The following is a 15797-nucleotide window of genomic DNA, read 5'->3' as shown; positions in this document are numbered from 1 at the left end:
CACTTTTGCTGGAAATGCTCTAGCTAAATGTGCAATGCCAGCGTCCGTGCATTGTTGATGTGAACGGCAATGGCATCCATGGCAATTTGCGGGTCGCGGGTTTCAATCGCCGAGAGAACCGCGAGATGTTCCTGCATGACCGGGATGACGCGCCCGGTAATCCGGAAACGTTCCTGATTGATCAGGCGCATCTTGATCGTATTCGTCTGGTAAGCGCGCCAGATGATTTCATTGTCGAGCGAGGCGACAATGGTGTCGTGCAAGCTCCAGTCGATATTCTGCGCCTGCTCCTCAAGCTCCGGCGTCTCGCCTTCGCTCATGGCCCGGTTCAGCGTGTCTTCATGCTCGGCACGCAGCGAGCGCAGCAATTCGTCGGAAGCCGACTGGCAGAAAATCGCAACCGACTCTTTCTCGATGAACAAGCGAAACTGGAAAGCCTCGCGGATGAGATTGAGATCGATATGGGCAATCTGAAGCCCGCGCTGTGGTACGGTCTTGATCAAACCTTCCGCCTCAAGACGGGGGATCAATTCACGGATCGCGCCAAGCGGCAGACCTGTCATGGTCACGAGCTGACGCTGCGAGACGAACTGGCCCGGATGAAAATCACGCGCCAGCAAATGCTGGGTAAAGCTCTGATAGGCCTTGTCCCGCAACTTCACCGGCTCGTTCTGATCTTCCGCCAAGGCTTCGTCCTCTCCCAACCGCTTTGGTTATGCTGCGGAAACGTCTCCCACTTTCCGCAGCATGTCTGCATCGCTTATGCCCGGCTCAGGCAGCCTTTGCCATATGCAATCCGTCAAATACACTGCCAATTGCATCGAAATCCGCATCATTCAGCGCAACCAGCGGCGCGCGGACATGACGCCATTCCATATCGCCAGTATGACGCGCCACCAGCGCCTTCACCGCAGGCGTTACCGGATAGTTGAGCAGCTTGCGTACGGCATCGACCAGTTCGGCATCGTCCTGACCATCATTGACCATGCGCAGAAGACGGTCCGGGAACAGATTGGCCATGCCGGAAATCGCACCCTGCCCGCCCAGACGGACGCCAGCGGCGAGATCACGCTCGTCACCGATGAGGATAGCAATGTCCTTATGCGCGGCCAGAAGCTTCTCGGTGTAAGTCCAATTGCCCGACGAATCCTTCACGCCAGAGATAACCGCGCCAAAAGCATCGCGCAGACGACCAATCAGATCGACGGACAGTTCAACCGCCGTCACCGACGGGATGTTGTAAAGGATGATATCGCGCGCATCCGAACCAAGACCTTTCAACACGGCGGAGAACCAGTTGAAGAGACCATCGTCGGAGAGATTCTTGAAATAGGAAGGCGGCGCCAGAAGAATGGCCTTGCAGCCACGACGCAGTGCATCGCCAGCCTGAAGCACAGCATCAGCAACCGAATTTTCCATCACACCGACAACGATTTTGGATGCCGGAAAGCCCTGCGCGATGAACGCATCAAGAAGAGCTGCACGTTCCGCATCGGCAATCGACGAACCTTCGCCGGTGGTGCCAAACAAAGTGACGCTGGAACAGCCATTATCGAGGCGCGCACGCGCATGCTTGAGTGCACGGCTGACATCGATTTTGCCATCAGCATCGAATGGCGTCGTAAGCGCTGCAGAGAGCCCGAAGCGCTCCTGCCCAGAATGATTTTGCGGCAAAGCCGTCTCCTCCCAAGATTGAACTGTAAGTTGGCACATACTAACATGTTAGTAAATAGTCAATTCGGGATCACTGTGCATTTATGCAAAATCTGGGGGATTTGTGTCCTAGGCTGGAAGCAGTCCGCTCTCCATAAACGCCAGGACCTCCGCACGGCTTGGCGAACCGGAGCGTCCGCCAAAGCGTGCGCATTTGATGGCGGCGGCGGCATTGGCAAAACGGATAATGTCGTGCATAGACCCGCCTTCGACGAGGCCAAGCGCGAAGGCGCCGTGGAAAACATCGCCCGCAGCGAGCGTATCGACAGCCTTGACGCTGAAACCGGCGACATGCTGCACCGAATGCCCGGCCCGCTCCGTCCAGTAGCATCCGTTCGCACCGGCGGTTACCGCGGTGAAAACATCATACCGGCTGGCCAGTATCTCGACGCATTCGCTCAAATCTGTCGTGCCAGTCAGGCTGATGGCGGCGGGTTCGGAAGCAACGATATGCGTTGCAAGTGGCAACAGCCGCTCAAGGAGTTCGACCGGGGCCGTATCGGCATCGAGAATCGCCGGAATACCGGCGCGACGCGCAGCCTTAAGACCAGTTTCGGCGGCCCAAGCCCAACGGACATCGGCCATAACCGCCGCAAACGCACCCGCCTCGACAGGCGGCACGATTGAAGCCGGGCTGCCCAGTTGCGGATCGTAGAATGGAACGATGACACGCTCGCCCGACGGATCGACCAGAATCGAAGAAAAAGCGGTGCGTGCGCCAGCAAGCCTGCGAATATGAGTGCAGTCGATCCCTTCCGCCCGCAGTTCCGCAATCACGCGTTCCCCGGTGGCATCATCGCCCGTCGAAGCCCAAAGCGCCACATCCCCGCCGAGACGAGCAATTGCAGCTGCGGCACTTGAGGCCATTCCGGCAGCGATCTGCACCGCTTCACTGGGCAGATATTTCCCGGCCTGTTCCGGCAAAGCGTCAAGACGAAGGATTGTGTCGAGCGTCAAAGCGCCCAGGCAGAGAATAGTGCGGCTCATACTATGCGATCCAGAACTTGCAACCAAATGCGTGACTGACAGCGTCCTCCCCGGATCGCCCTGCCTTCGCCATATCACGTTTTCGTTCGTTGCAAAGTGGCCGTTACACGGCAGCCCAAAACCTATGCTTCAATGTTACAACTTAAGAAAACCCACTATCCAATTGTTTCAAAAAACTTCTAAGACAAATCTACTATAATAATTTCCTGAAATGGATCCAAAACGTTTACTCCCTCAAGAAGTAGGATTGCACAAAAAAGCAACAGAGAATTTCACGAAAACATAGCGCGGTTTGATCTCGACAATGCCTAAGATGCAAATTACGCTTTTCGTATGAATCAGTCGGTCCAGCGGCGTGCCGTATTCTTCATTGGCGGGTATGATCCAAAAACGCCGGACGCGTTTTTCAAGCGGCTGCGTAAGGAAATTTCCCGTTTCGACACGCTCTGGGGCTACCAGTCGACGGTCTCCACAGTTGATGAGACACCTGATCATGAGATCGGGCTTGCGACTATCGAAACCCGTGCGGCACGCGAAGATTGGTCGACAACGACCGACTTTCATTTCCTCGCCCTCGACTCTATCGTACTGGCAGATTTCGCCCGGCCCCTGCCCGTGCGGCTTGGCAAATATCTGCGCGCCTTTGCCGACTTCGTCTTTTCCGGCACCGCCTTCCATTTCTTCTCCAAAGCATGGCGCTTCGGGCTTTATTTCCTCTATCCTTTCCTCGCGGTCGTTTTGTTCGCGCTTCTGGGACTGGCTGCTGCCCGCCTGACGGTGCATTGGCTGGGCGCAATCAGCTGGTTCATCGGGCTTGTCGTATTCTCGGTCGCTTTGATGGTGCTTGGCAAACGCTGGTCCACCAACCATCTGATGGATCTCTGGTCGTTCTCGCTAAACTTCTTTCGCGGCAGACGACCGGATGCCGAAGCGCTGATGCAGCGCTTTGCAGAAGGCATTGTCCAGCGCGTCGGCGCAGGCCAATATGACGAGGTCATCCTGATCGGCCACAGCACCGGCGGCATGCTGATGCTGGATGTCGCCGCCCGCTGTTTGGCCGTCGACGGCGCATTTTCAGGCCGCGCGCCGAAAGTGACCATTCTGACGCTTGGCTCCACCGCGCTCAAGGCCGGATATCATCCCGCTGCCACGACATTTCGTGAAGGCGTGCAAAGGCTTACCGATGATGGTAAGCTCGAATGGGCTGAAATCCAGTGCCTGACCGACGCCATCAATTTCTACAAGACCGACCCCGTGGCGGAAATGAAGCTCAAGCGGGCCGAAGGCCGAAGGTTTCCCTTCGTGCGTCAGGTCCGCATTAAGGATATGCTGCAGGCCGAGACCTACAAGCGGGTGAAGCGCAACCTTTTTCGCGTGCATTATCAATATGTATTCGGCAATACGAAGCCTTATTGGTATGATTTCTTTCAGGTCTGCTGCGGTCCGCACTATTTGTCCGAGCGTGTGAGCGACCATATTGTGGGCGGCTTGTCGCCAGAAAAGGTAGCTTCCGAATGACGCCCACTCTGGCAATGATCGTCTGGGCAATTGGTCTCGTCGCCTGGGTGGTCATCCGGGTGCCGCATCAGCGTCGCGCCCGCAAGATCAAGGTCACGACCAACGCCAAGACGCTGCCGGATCGAGCCGCGCTGGGCGCGGCAAGCGTGGGCCTGTCACTCATCCCGATCATCTATGTCGCAACGGGTTTTCCGGCTGCTGCGGATTATACCTTTCAGCCATGGCTCGGCTGGATCGGCCTTGTGGTCGAACTCGCCTTTCTCTGGCTGTTCTATGCAAGCCATCGCCAGCTCGGCAAAAACTGGTCCGTCTCACTGGAGATCCGCAGGGAACACAAACTCGTGACGGACGGGCTCTATAAATATGTCCGTCATCCGATGTATTTATCGTTCTGGCTTTGGGCGATAGCGCAGTTTTGCCTGCTCCCCAACTGGTTCGCCGGTCTGGCGGGCATTGTTGGCGTCGGCATTCTCTATTTTTACCGCGTAGGCCATGAAGAAGCGATGATGCGAAAGGCTTTCGGCGCTTCATATGACGAATATGCCAAGCGCACCGGACGTGTCATTCCGAAACCTTGGCCATAACCTTGGTAAATTTACATGACGAAAAAATCAGGCAATTCGGCGAAGTATTTCATAAGCCGCCGCTCTCTGCTGGCCTCCGGGCTAGCTTCTAGCCTTCTCATGGCTGCGATGCCGGTCGCAGCACTTGCCAAGTCCGCCAAGACCGCCGCGCCGTCTCCCAACGCGAACGACAAACAGGGAAACGCCGGACGACCTGACGTTTATCTCCTGCGCGGCTTTGCCAATATTTTTTCCACCGGCATTGACGAAATCGGTGCCGATTTGCAAGCAGCTGGCGTCGATGCCCATGTCGAGGGCAACGCCGCGTGGCGTCTTGTCGCCAACCGGATCATCTCTGACCGGCAGAAATACGGCCCACAGCCGGTTATCCTCGTCGGTCACTCACTGGGCGCCAATGCCATTATTTCCATCGCCGAAGTTCTGGAAAAACGCGGCATTCGCGTGGATTATATGGCGTCCTTCGCCGCAACCGCACCTGATCCTCTGCCCGGGAACATTCGTCGCGTCGTGAATTTCTATTTTTCGCAGCATGGCTGGGGGTTGCCGCTGGTGCCCGGCCCTCGCTTCAAGGGCAGGCTGGACAATCGCGATTTCTCCGGTGTGAAGGAAGTTGGCCATTTCAATATCGAAAAACAACGCCCGCTACAGGCGGAAGTCGTGCGCGATATTCTCGGCATCCTCAAATAATGGATCATCAGTTCGCGGGCCGGTTGTCGCACAGTCAGCCCGCAAATGGTGATTGCGCTAATTATCACGAACTGAACAACTGTCGCTCTCAATCAATTTAATTGCCGCGCGGCTGCTTTGTGCTAGCGTTCGGATAGCCGGTTTTGCGGCGTATCCCTTCGTTGACAGGAGCCTTGAGTGAAGCGTTGGGTAGTTTGGGGTGTCCCGATTTTATTGGTTGCAGGTGCCGCTTATGTCGGCTGGCAACATGCCACGAAACAGAACGGCGCCAGCGCTCCGAACACAGTTCAGACAGATAGTCGGAAAGGTGGCAGCCGCTCGGCCAGTGCCGAGCACGCCGTCAAGGTGGCTGTTGCAACTGCTGGTTCGCTGCCGATCCAGCGCAGCACCATCGGCACGGTTGTCGCCGTTGCCTCTACGGCGGTCAACAGTCCCGAGCCGGGTAATGTGGCCATTCTCAACGTCAAAGACGGAGCCATCGTCAAGAAGGGCGATCTGATCGCCCAACTCGATGACCGCGCTATCCGCGCCACCGTTGTGAAGGATCAGGCCTCCGTCGCCAAATCGCAGGCCACGCTGAACAATGCGCAAATCCTGCTGAAGCGGATGCAAGACCTCGTCACCAAAGGCGTGAGCACGTCTCAGGCTGGCGATGATGCACTGGCCGCCCTCAAAGTGGCGGAGGCCCAGTTGCAGGTCGATCAGGCTCAGCTGGCCGCCGATCAGGTGACCCTCGACAACACCAGGATTATAGCGCCTTTCGACGGTCAGCTTGGCGTGGTGCTCGTCTCTGTTGGCGCTTATCTCTCCGCCGGTTCACCAGTCGCGACCATTACGCAGATGAAGCCCATTTATGCGGATTTCACGCTGCCCGAGACGGATATCGCGCTTATCCGCGAAACACTTACCACTGGCACGCTGAAAGCCACCGCTTCTGCCGTATCAGCTGACGGCAGGGATATTTCGGAAAGCGGTCCTGTCAGCTTCCTCGACAACACCATTGATGCCGCGAGCGGCACCGTCCGTCTGCGCGCCACGCTGGACAATCAATCCGGCAATTTCTGGCCGGGACAGTCGCTGCGTGTGCTGGTGGAAGCCGGACAAGCAGACAATCTGGTGCTTGTGCCCGGCGTTGCCGTACAGCCGCAGGAAAATGGTTCCATCAGCTATGTCGTGAAGACGGACAACAGCATCGAGGTGCGCCCCGTCACGGTCGCGCTCCGCGCCAATGGCATGGCCGGTCTGAGTGCTGGTCTGCAACCTGGTGAAAAAGTGGTGACGGAAGGTCAGGCCTCGCTTGCCAATGGCAGCAAGGTGAAACTGACCAGCAAAGATGCAGAGACAAAAGTCTCTTCCAACTGAATCAAGGCATCAAGCCGATGAACATTTCCGAAGTCTTCATTCGACGCCCGGTTGCAACGATCCTCCTTGTCATTGGCGGATTGATCGGCGGCATTGCGGCCTATATTCAGCTTCCCGTCGCGGCCCTGCCGGAAGCGGATTTTCCAACCATCAACGTATCCGCGCAGCTGGCGGGCGCGTCGCCAGACACGATGGCATCGTCTGTCGCAACCCCGCTCATCAAGCAATTCGAGACGATTGCGGGTATTGATACGATCAGCGCCACCTCATCGCTCGGCAACACGTCGATCACGCTGCAATTCAACTTGTCCCGCAATATTGACGCGGCTGCGGCAGATGTGCAGGCGGCGATTACCCGTGCCCAGCGTCAATTGCCCGACAATCTGACCACACCGCCCAGCTATCGCAAGGCCAATCCCGCCGATGCGCCGGTCATCATTCTGGCGCTCACGGGCGATGGGGCGCGTCTGACGCAGATGGACGACATTGCGCAGAACATCATATCGCCAGCGCTTTCCACCATTTCGGGTGTGGCGCAGGCGCAGGTCTATGGCTCCAAAACCTATGCCGTGCGCGTCGAGGTCGATCCCGACAAGCTCGACAGTCGCAATCTCTCCTTGTCGGGCCTCGGCGATACCATCGCCGCCGCAAACAGCCAGACACCTGTCGGCACATTGCAGAACGGATCGCAGGCCCTCACCGTCAATGCCAAAACCCAACGCACAAATGCCGACGAGTTCAAAAGCCTTATCGTGTCAGGCAGCGGTAACCGCGTGGTGCGGCTATCGGATGTCGCCACGGTTCTCGACAGCGTGGAAAACGTCAATCAGGGTAGCTGGCTCGATGGCAAACAGTCCATCGCGCTTGCCGTTCAACGGCAGCCGGGTTCGAACACGGTTGCCGTTGTCGACGCCATCAAGGCCAAGCTGCCGGAGATCGAAGCGGCCCTGCCCGCACAGATGCATATTTCTGTCGTCAACGATGTATCCCGGTCGATCCGCGATGCGGTGGCCGATGTTCAAAAGACGCTGGGCATCACGATTGCACTCGTCGTTCTGGTTATCTTTCTGTTTCTCGGCCAATTCTGGACGACGATGATCCCGGGCCTTGCCGTGCCGCTCTCACTGGTCGCGACATTTGCCGCCATGTATGCGTTCGGCTTTTCCATCGACAATATTTCGCTTCTGGCGCTCACACTGGCGGTCGGCCTCGTGGTGGACGATGCCATCGTGATGCTCGAAAATATCGTGCGCTATACAGAACAGGGGATGCCCCCCTTTGAAGCTGCCATCAAGGGCAGCCAGGAAGTGATCGGCACGATCATCTCCATGTCGCTATCGCTGGTGGCGGTGTTCCTGCCCATTCTTCTGATGGGCGGCATCGTCGGGCGTGTATTGAACGAATTCGGCATGGTGGTGACACTCGCCATCCTTTCCTCGGCCCTCGTCTCACTGACCGTAACGCCAATGTTGGCCGCGCGCCTGCCACACAAGGAAGTCAAACCCGGTCGAATCGCCCGCCTGTTCGATCAGGTCACCGAAGCCTATGGACGCGCTGTCGGCTGGTGCCTCAAGCATCGCGCGCTGGTTCTGCTGGTTTTTGGCCTCAGTTTCCTCGGCTCGATCTGGTCGTTCACAACCCTGCCGCGTAGCTTCTTTCCGCAGGAAGATATCGGCCTTCTCACCATCTCCACACAGGCGCGGCAAGATATCTCCTATCAGGCAATGCGCACCCTGCAACAGCAGGCAGCTTCCATTGTTTCCGATAACGCCGCCGTTCAGCATGTCACAGCTTCGCTCGGCAGCGGCCCCGGCGGTTCAACCTTCAATACAGGTTCACTTCTTGTACAGCTCAAGGCGCGCGACCAGCGCCCGCCGCTAGACCAGACCCTGAGCACACTACGCAAATCCCTCGCCGCCCTTCCCGGCATCACCGCCTATATAACGCCGGTGCAGAATCTGCGCTTTGGTGGACGCAGCACCCAGAGCCAGTATCAGATTGTGCTGCAATCGCTCGATGCCGATGAAGCCCGATCCTGGTCGGTGAAACTGGCCGATACCATGAAGGCCGAGCCGCAAACCTTTGTCGATGTGGCATCCGACCTGCAAAACAACGCGCTGCAAGCCAGTATCGACATTGACAGGGACAAAGCCGGAAGCCTCGGCATCAGCTCGCAAGCCATCCGCAGTACGCTGGAGGCGGCCTATGGAACGCTGACGGTTTCGCAAATCCAGACGACCGGCAACAGCTATGACGTCATTCTGGAACTCGATCAGAGCCGTCAGTGGGATGAAACCCAGCTTGGCGCGCTGCGTGTGCCCTCATCGTCGGGCACTCTGGTTCCGCTCGCCAGCTTTGCCACAATCAAGCGAACCAACGGGCCGGTAACCGTCAACCAGTCTGGACAGCTCGCCTCGGTTACACTGTCCTTCAACCTGCCCGCAGGTGTATCGCTCGGCACCGCCACCGACCGTGTGACGGCGCTACGCACCGAAATCGGCATGCCAGCTTCCGTATCGGCACAACCGTCGGGTGCTGCACAGATCTTCGCCCAGTCGACCGGCAATATGGGTCTGCTGATCCTCGCCGCCGTTGCGACGATCTATATCGTGCTCGGCGTTCTCTATGAAAGCTTTGCGCACCCGCTGACCATTCTCTCCGGCCTGCCTTCAGCAGCCTTCGGTGCGCTGATCACGCTGCAGTTGTCCGGTTTCGACCTGTCGATCATTGCATTGATCGGGTTGCTGATGCTGATCGGCATCGTCAAAAAGAACGCAATCATGATGGTCGACGTGGCGCTGTTTCTGAAACGTGATGAAAACCATGCGCCGGAAGAAGCAATCCATCAGGCTGCCATTCGCCGCTTCCGTCCGATCATGATGACGACATTCTGCGCGCTTCTTGCAGCTGTTCCTGTTGCCCTTGGCAGTGGCCAGGGATCAGAACTGCGCCAGCCTCTTGGCGTGGCAGTGGTGGGCGGTCTTCTGCTCAGTCAGGTGCTGACACTGTTCATCACACCGGTGATCTTTGTCGAGATCGACCGTCTGGCCAGCGCCCGCTGGTTCCGCAGGCGCAAAGTCGAGCCTCATACGGCTTGATCGGCCATGCAAAAAACCTCCCGCGTGGACATCAACCACGCGGGAGGCTTTGTTTTTGTTCGGTGGTTTACTTGGCTAGAACAGAAACGTCCTTGGAGGCTTTGATCTCGTCAGCGGACGCACAAAAGCCAGCTTTGCTGTCGTCACTGCCTTCGGCCAGAAACAAACCAAAACGCGCACCAAAAGCCACAAGAACAGCGGCTTCGCGCAAGTCGGCCTGCTCGTCGCTAAGCTTTTTGTCGGAATCGTTGATGACGTCTTGGATCCTGTTGCGGAAGGCATCATGGTCAAGCTCATGCCCGTCGCAAATTCGCACGATGGCTGCTTGATATGCGAGATTGTTCAGGCTCGCAAATTGCTTCGATGTGAGAAATTCGCCCTCGCCCTTGGCCAACGCATCCCACGCGGCATGAAGCCGATGATTGGACGCGTCTTCGGCAAAAGCCGTTTTTGGAAAGGTTGCGAGCAATACTGCGCCCAGCAAAAAATGATGAAATTTCATAATATGTCCTAATTGCCGAACTGTGTATGGGTGGTGATGCCTGCATAATGGCCGTTAGGAAGGTAACAGGCCCGCTGCGCCGGGTAGCAGGTATTGCCGTTGCTTAAGCGATAAGGAGGCGGCGGCGCATATAATGGTTGCTGCGGCGGGGCATAAACATCGTGCGGACGGTTGCTGCCATTGTCGGCAATAGCCGCCGCGACGGCCAGACCGAGAATACCCGCAGCAACGGCAGCACCTGCATGGTCATGATGGTGATGGAAATCATGATCGTGGTCATGACCAAAGGGCGGGAAATCGTGGTCGTGATGATCCCAGTGGTCGTGGCCCCAGTCATGGCCAAACGCCAGCTGCACCGGCGAGGCAAGCGCCAGCGCCACCATGCAAGCAAGCAGCTGCCTTTTACGCCTTACGATCATTATCGATCCTTTCTAATAAAGCGGTTTGTTGCGAAAACGAAAGCAGTATCGTCCGAACGCAGCACTCCCAACATGTTGAGCGCATTCGTGTACGAAGGGTGCCAGCGGCCCCCCTACCCGTTAGTTGGCATCGAATTTTTGCAGGGGATAATTTCAACAGCGAACCTGCAAAAAGCGACTTTTTTTGTCGCAAATAGAATGAAATTTCGACAATCCAGAATTGCACTCATTGTATAATTCAACCCTATTTGTCAGCCAAATTCTTCAAATATAAGAAAAACTCGCTCCGTAGAATCCGAACACGCCCTATATGCACTCCGAAAAATTACTTCTATTAAAGACACTTGGATTCTGATTTTTCTGTTTTCAAAGTTTATTTTTAAAATTTGAAATTTTAACAACAGCTAAAAAATAGAAGACCTAAATAGATAGAAATAACCTACGAAACTCCGCTGGCAATACATTAGAATCCCCAATGTAGAGTAATTTTGTCCCATGTTGCGTTTTTGGAGGCAAATTTGATAGATTCGAGAACAACTCGGGAGTAATACGACACAGTTTGAAGCCTGCCGACTGCATGGGAATGTCCGCATGCAGCGTTATCGGCTGATAACTGTCGGGGGTGGGGCATATGAAGACCGGCCATTATATATCGGCAGATATGGTCGACGAAAAAAACCGCAATGATTTCTGGCGGGAGACATCGTCTATCATTTATGAGGTAACACCAACCCTTGAAAACGATGAAAAGGTCATGAGCGGTTCTGTCCGCTCGCGACTGTTCGGAAACATGGTGGTTGGCAATACGACATTCAGCAATCAGTTCTGTGATCGGACGCCAAAAATTATTGCAAAGACGGACCTCGACCTTTATCTGTTGCAGCTCGTGCTGGCTGGCGACTATCGAGGCGACTTCAACGGTAGAAGCGTCGAGGTGAAGCCCGGGGATATTTTCCTTCTCGATCTGACACAGGTGATGACAAGCAAGAAGGACGCCGGCGCGCGCGTGACGCTGGCCATCCCGCGCAAGGAACTCAACAAAGCCTTTCCGGGAAAGAACCTGCACGGTTTGGTGCTGCCTTCCAATGTCGCAACCAACAAAATCCTGTTCAACTTCATTCTCACGCTCGACCGGATCATCGATACGATCGACCAGAATGATTATCCCGAGATACAGGAATCCCTGATGGTGCTGCTCAAAGCGGCCATCAACAGACAGGCTTTCACATTGGAAGAATATCTGGCTGTCAGCTTGCCTCTGCGCCAGCGCGTGCTCGACCATATCGACGCGAATCTGGCCGACCCGAACCTTTCGCCCAAGACCATTATGCAGCAGTTCAAGCTGTCGCATTCACATCTTTATCGTGCATTTGAGCCTGACAGCGGTGTCACCAAGCTAATCCGCAACAAACGGCTCGATCTTGCGTACCGACGCCTCATCAATGACGGCGGACGAAAGCTGAGCATGAAGGAAGTCGCTTATGCCTGCGGCTTCTCTGACCGCGCGCAGTTCACCAAATTCTTCAAGGAACGGTTTGGCATTGCACCGCAGGACCTCAAGGGCTTTCCAAAGTCACCGGATCACAACCCGGCAACCTCCTTCACGCTGCACACCTTCGTTTCCGAGCGCATTCAGCAACGCCAGCCGGAAGAACAGTCCTGACGATCTGAAATGACCGGTGCTCACGCGCCGGTCAGCAGCTTCCACGCAATTGCCCACATCACAAAAGCAATCACGCCTTCCAATACACGCCAGGATGACGGTCTGGCAAAGACAGGGCGCAGCCAGCGCGCACCAAAGCCCAGCGAAAAGAAAAAGACAAACGAAGCGGTGATCGCGCCCAAAGCGAACGAGTTTTCAAGACCCGGAAACTGGGTGGATATGGTGCCGAGCAGAACGACCGTATCCAGATAGACATGCGGATTGAGCCATGTGAGAGCGAGGCAGGTAGCAATGACCTTCCATAAGCCCGTCGTGCCTCCATTGCCGGTCGAAAGCGCTGTGGACGAGGTGATTGCCGAATAAAGGCTCCGCGCACCGTACCAAATCAGGAAGGCAGCGCCGCCATAACGCATGATCGGGTCAATGGCGGGCAGCGCCGCCGCGATCTTCTGGAAACTGGTGATCCCCAGCGTAATCAACACCGCATCCGACACAGCGCAGACAAGACTCACCGCGAAAACATGCTCGTCGCGCAGTCCCTGACGCAGAACGAAAGCGTTCTGCGCGCCGATGGCTACAATCAGGCTGAGGCCCATGGTCAGGCCCGTCAGATAAACGGAAAAATTCATTTCAGCTCGCTGTGAAGCATGGTTCAGCCTCGCTGAACACCACGCAATTCGGAATGGTTAGTAGCGCTTGGATATATGCCTCGGCTGGATTAGTATAGTTAAAGATGCTAATCCAAATTAAGATAGACTAATGATCGATTATTCCGCACTGCGCGCCGTGGCCATGGTCGTACAAACCGGCAGTTTCGAGAAAGCGGCCCGCGCCCTGAATGTCACGCCATCGGCCATATCCCAGCGGGTAAAACATCTGGAAGAGCGGCTCGGCACGGTGCTCATTTCGCGCGGCACGCCTTGTACCGCAACCGAAAAAGGCGACTGGCTCTGCCGTCACATCGAACAGGTGGGTATGCTCGAACGCGAATTGCTTGAAGAGTTGCCAGCCCTTGCAGGTGCGGACGATCTCAAGCAACGCGTCACGCTGAATATCGCCACCAATGCGGACAGTCTCGGCACCTGGTTTCTGAAAGCCATCTCGGCCTTTAGCAAGGAATCCGATCACCTACTCAATGTCGCGGTAGACGATCAGGACCACACAGCCGAATGGCTTCAGCGCGGGCGGGTTTTGGCGGCCGTGACGTCTCATGCCAAGCTGGTGCAAGGCTGCCGGACCGTTCCTCTCGGTACGCTGCGATACCGTGCGACGGCATCGCCGGACTTTATTGAGCGACACTTCAAGAACGGCGTGACAAGCGAAGCGCTGGCCACCGCTCCTGCCCTGACATTCAACCAGAAAGACCGGCTACAGGACCGCTGGATCAAGGAAAACCTGAAGGCGGACATTAATTGTCCGACCCACTGGTTGCCCTCCACCCAAGGGTTTGTCGAAGCGAGCCTTGACGGCATGGGCTGGGGCGTAAACCCCGTCGTGCTGGTGAAGGACCACCTTGCATCCGGTAAGCTGGTCGAGCTTGTACCCGGCACACCGCTCGACGTGCCGCTCTATTGGCAGGTCAATCGCCTCGCGGCAGACCGGCTGTCGGATTTAACGCAGCAGGTTGTTGCGACAGCGCGGCGCGAGCTGCTTCAGAACGCCGTCTGACCAGTCATTTAAACACCCGCGCTTCGATCACCATCAGTTTTATTGAACGTGAGCGGAGATTGAGCGAATGCTATTTTATGAAAATCCTGGCTCTCATAGCGGCTGCGGTCGTCCTTCTGCTTCTCGGCTGCTATTTGCAGACGCACTTCGCCGTGCCGTGAAAAAACGTGAGCCGATGAAAAAGGCAGGATCAATGATCCTGCCCCGTTTGCGCTACGCCTGCCGCCTCCTCGCACACCCTGACATGTTCTGCCAGAGCTTCTAGAGGTAGAAAGGCGCTTACCGTACAGATATCGCGCTTCTGAAACTTAGGCAGTTCCTGAAGCTCTTTCAGACGGATAAGAAGTGTGCCGCGGTTCATGGAAATATCCCTCCATTATCGCCCCCGCACATTGTATTGAGGCATATCCAGACACAAAACCTCACAGTATGAGCTGGAAATGCTTTGAAGATCAGGCTGCCCGCACCTTTTGCTTCAAGGGAAGTTCAATATCGACTTCCAATGTCGACATCTGATCTCCCCGATCCATCTTCACGCTGACCTTCTCGCGATCGATCTGGATATGCTTGGCGATAACCGCCAGAATCTCTTCCCTCAGCACCGCCACAAGATCGGAATGGCCCTCGGACGCTCGTTCGTGCGCCAGCAGAACTTGCAGACGTTCGCGCGCCATCGGCGCGGAAGCCTGCTTGGTGAAGAATCGAAATAGGCTCATGCCGCTCTCCTTCCGAAAATTTTGCCCAGAAGGCTGCGCTTTTCGGATGGAACAGTCATCGGCACTTCTTCGCCCGCCAGACGGCGAGCTGCATCCAGATAGGCCAGAGCCGGCGCACTGCGCTGGTCGGCAAGCGTCACTGGAGAGCCAATATTGGATGCGCGCAGCACATCCTGGCTTTCAGGGATGATGCCCAGAAGCGGGATAGACAGGATTTCAAGAACGTCTTCGACTTTCAGCATGTCGCCACGTTCGGCCCGGATCGGGTCGTAACGGGTCAGCAGAAGATGCTTTTCCACCCGTTCGCCACGTTCAGCCTTGAGAGTCTTGGCGTCGAGAAGGCCGATGATGCGGTCTGAATCGCGCACCGACGACACTTCCGGATTGGTCACCACAACGGCCATGTCGGCATGGCGCATGGCGAGGGTAGCGCCGCGCTCGATACCAGCCGGGCTGTCGCAGATGATCCAGTCGAATTCCTTCTTGAGGTCTTCGATCACACGGTCGACGCCGTCGGTCGTGAGGTTGTCCTTGTCGCGGGTCTGGGAGGCAGGCAGCAGATACAGGGTATCGAGACGCTTGTCGCGAATGAGCGCCTGAGGCAGCTTCGCATCGCCCTGAATGACATTCACCAGATCGAACACCACGCGGCGTTCGGCGCCCATCACCAGATCGAGGTTACGCAAACCGACATCGAAGTCGATAACGACAGTCTTTTCGCCACGCTGCGCAAGAGCGGCGCCGATGGCTGCAGTGGATGTCGTTTTACCAACGCCACCCTTGCCGGAAGTTACAACAATTACTTTTGCCATATTGGTCTCCTGTAGCTCCCGCACGCCTTATGAGAGTATTGCCCGCCCAACCGGGCATGATTTCTTTT

At 56.2% G+C, this 15797-nt stretch carries 16 protein-coding genes; 7 read left to right on the top strand and 9 right to left on the bottom strand.

Features of this window, described 5'->3' with window-relative positions; translation table 11 throughout:
• Window positions 1-23: 23 nt before the first annotated feature.
• The 3 genes from ACTJKP_RS12565 to ACTJKP_RS12555 all read right to left on the bottom strand — a co-directional run bounded on the left by ACTJKP_RS12565 (window position 24) and on the right by ACTJKP_RS12555 (window position 2700).
• The gene (locus ACTJKP_RS12565) at window positions 24-686 is read right to left on the bottom strand and encodes a GntR family transcriptional regulator (RefSeq protein WP_078339251.1); all 663 of its coding nucleotides are present in this window, start codon (window positions 684-686) and stop codon (window positions 24-26) included.
• 85 nt (window positions 687-771) lie between these two features.
• On the bottom strand, window positions 772-1674 hold the full coding sequence (locus ACTJKP_RS12560; protein ID WP_440630892.1) for a dihydrodipicolinate synthase family protein: 903 nt from the start codon (window positions 1672-1674) through the stop codon (window positions 772-774).
• Window positions 1675-1782: 108 nt separating this feature from the next.
• The gene (locus ACTJKP_RS12555) at window positions 1783-2700 is read right to left on the bottom strand and encodes a PfkB family carbohydrate kinase (RefSeq protein ID WP_440630891.1); all 918 of its coding nucleotides are present in this window, start codon (window positions 2698-2700) and stop codon (window positions 1783-1785) included.
• A 333-nt stretch (window positions 2701-3033) separates the two neighbouring features.
• Between ACTJKP_RS12555 and ACTJKP_RS12550 the strand changes: the two genes are divergently transcribed.
• From ACTJKP_RS12550 to ACTJKP_RS12530, 5 genes are all read left to right on the top strand, one after another.
• A complete protein-coding gene (locus ACTJKP_RS12550) occupies window positions 3034-4218 on the top strand; it encodes a lipase (RefSeq protein ID WP_440630890.1) in 1185 nt (394 codons plus the stop codon).
• Window positions 4215-4802: a protein-S-isoprenylcysteine O-methyltransferase gene (locus tag ACTJKP_RS12545; protein WP_440630889.1), complete on the top strand. Its 588-nt coding sequence runs from the start codon at window positions 4215-4217 to the stop codon at window positions 4800-4802. Before ACTJKP_RS12550 ends, ACTJKP_RS12545 begins: the two co-directional genes overlap by 4 nt.
• Before the next feature lie 51 nt (window positions 4803-4853).
• Window positions 4854-5489: a thioesterase domain-containing protein gene (locus tag ACTJKP_RS12540; protein WP_440630979.1), complete on the top strand. Its 636-nt coding sequence runs from the start codon at window positions 4854-4856 to the stop codon at window positions 5487-5489.
• Window positions 5490-5864: 375 nt separating this feature from the next.
• Window positions 5865-6851 carry an efflux RND transporter periplasmic adaptor subunit gene (locus ACTJKP_RS12535; RefSeq protein WP_440630978.1) on the top strand — a complete coding sequence of 329 codons (987 nt, stop codon included), beginning with the start codon at window positions 5865-5867 and terminating at the stop codon, window positions 6849-6851.
• Between the two features lie 17 nt (window positions 6852-6868).
• A complete protein-coding gene (locus ACTJKP_RS12530) occupies window positions 6869-9949 on the top strand; it encodes an efflux RND transporter permease subunit (protein ID WP_440630888.1) in 3081 nt (1026 codons plus the stop codon).
• 67 nt (window positions 9950-10016) lie between these two features.
• On the opposite strand, the gene ACTJKP_RS12525 is transcribed toward ACTJKP_RS12530, so the two are convergent.
• Window positions 10017-10343 carry a hypothetical protein gene (locus ACTJKP_RS12525; RefSeq protein ID WP_440630887.1) on the bottom strand — a complete coding sequence of 109 codons (327 nt, stop codon included), beginning with the start codon at window positions 10341-10343 and terminating at the stop codon, window positions 10017-10019.
• A 116-nt stretch (window positions 10344-10459) separates the two neighbouring features.
• A complete protein-coding gene (locus ACTJKP_RS12520) occupies window positions 10460-10870 on the bottom strand; it encodes a hypothetical protein (protein WP_139364379.1) in 411 nt (136 codons plus the stop codon).
• A gap of 631 nt (window positions 10871-11501) precedes the next feature.
• On the opposite strand from ACTJKP_RS12520, the gene ACTJKP_RS12515 reads away from it, so the two are divergent.
• Window positions 11502-12533 (top strand): helix-turn-helix domain-containing protein, encoded by a 1032-nt coding sequence (locus ACTJKP_RS12515; protein ID WP_440630886.1) that lies wholly within the window; start codon window positions 11502-11504, stop codon window positions 12531-12533.
• 20 nt (window positions 12534-12553) lie between these two features.
• Here ACTJKP_RS12515 and ACTJKP_RS12510 read toward each other — a convergent pair whose 3' ends face one another.
• Entirely contained in the window at window positions 12554-13162 is a 609-nt protein-coding gene (locus tag ACTJKP_RS12510; protein ID WP_440630885.1) for a LysE/ArgO family amino acid transporter, read from the bottom strand.
• Between the two features lie 130 nt (window positions 13163-13292).
• Here ACTJKP_RS12510 and ACTJKP_RS12505 point away from each other — a divergent pair, with 130 nt between their 5' ends.
• A complete protein-coding gene (locus ACTJKP_RS12505) occupies window positions 13293-14201 on the top strand; it encodes a LysR family transcriptional regulator ArgP (protein WP_440630884.1) in 909 nt (302 codons plus the stop codon).
• Between the two features lie 190 nt (window positions 14202-14391).
• On the opposite strand, the gene ACTJKP_RS12500 is transcribed toward ACTJKP_RS12505, so the two are convergent.
• The 3 genes from ACTJKP_RS12500 to minD form a co-directional block, all read right to left on the bottom strand.
• Window positions 14392-14562, bottom strand: a complete 171-nt coding sequence (locus ACTJKP_RS12500; RefSeq protein WP_171058666.1) for a hypothetical protein — start codon at window positions 14560-14562, stop codon at window positions 14392-14394.
• A gap of 91 nt (window positions 14563-14653) precedes the next feature.
• The gene (minE, locus tag ACTJKP_RS12495; protein ID WP_440630883.1) at window positions 14654-14917 is read right to left on the bottom strand and encodes a cell division topological specificity factor MinE; all 264 of its coding nucleotides are present in this window, start codon (window positions 14915-14917) and stop codon (window positions 14654-14656) included.
• Window positions 14914-15729 carry a septum site-determining protein MinD gene (gene minD / locus ACTJKP_RS12490; RefSeq protein ID WP_078339194.1) on the bottom strand — a complete coding sequence of 272 codons (816 nt, stop codon included), beginning with the start codon at window positions 15727-15729 and terminating at the stop codon, window positions 14914-14916. Before minD ends, minE begins: the two co-directional genes overlap by 4 nt.
• Between the last annotated feature and the right edge of the window lie 68 nt (window positions 15730-15797).

Origin of the sequence: Brucella sp. 22210 (genome assembly GCF_052045675.1) — a bacterium.
In the GTDB taxonomy this organism is placed as follows: domain Bacteria; phylum Pseudomonadota; class Alphaproteobacteria; order Rhizobiales; family Rhizobiaceae; genus Brucella.
The sequence above is the reverse complement of the archived record's forward strand: the minus strand, read 5'-3'. Positions and strand labels throughout refer to the sequence as shown.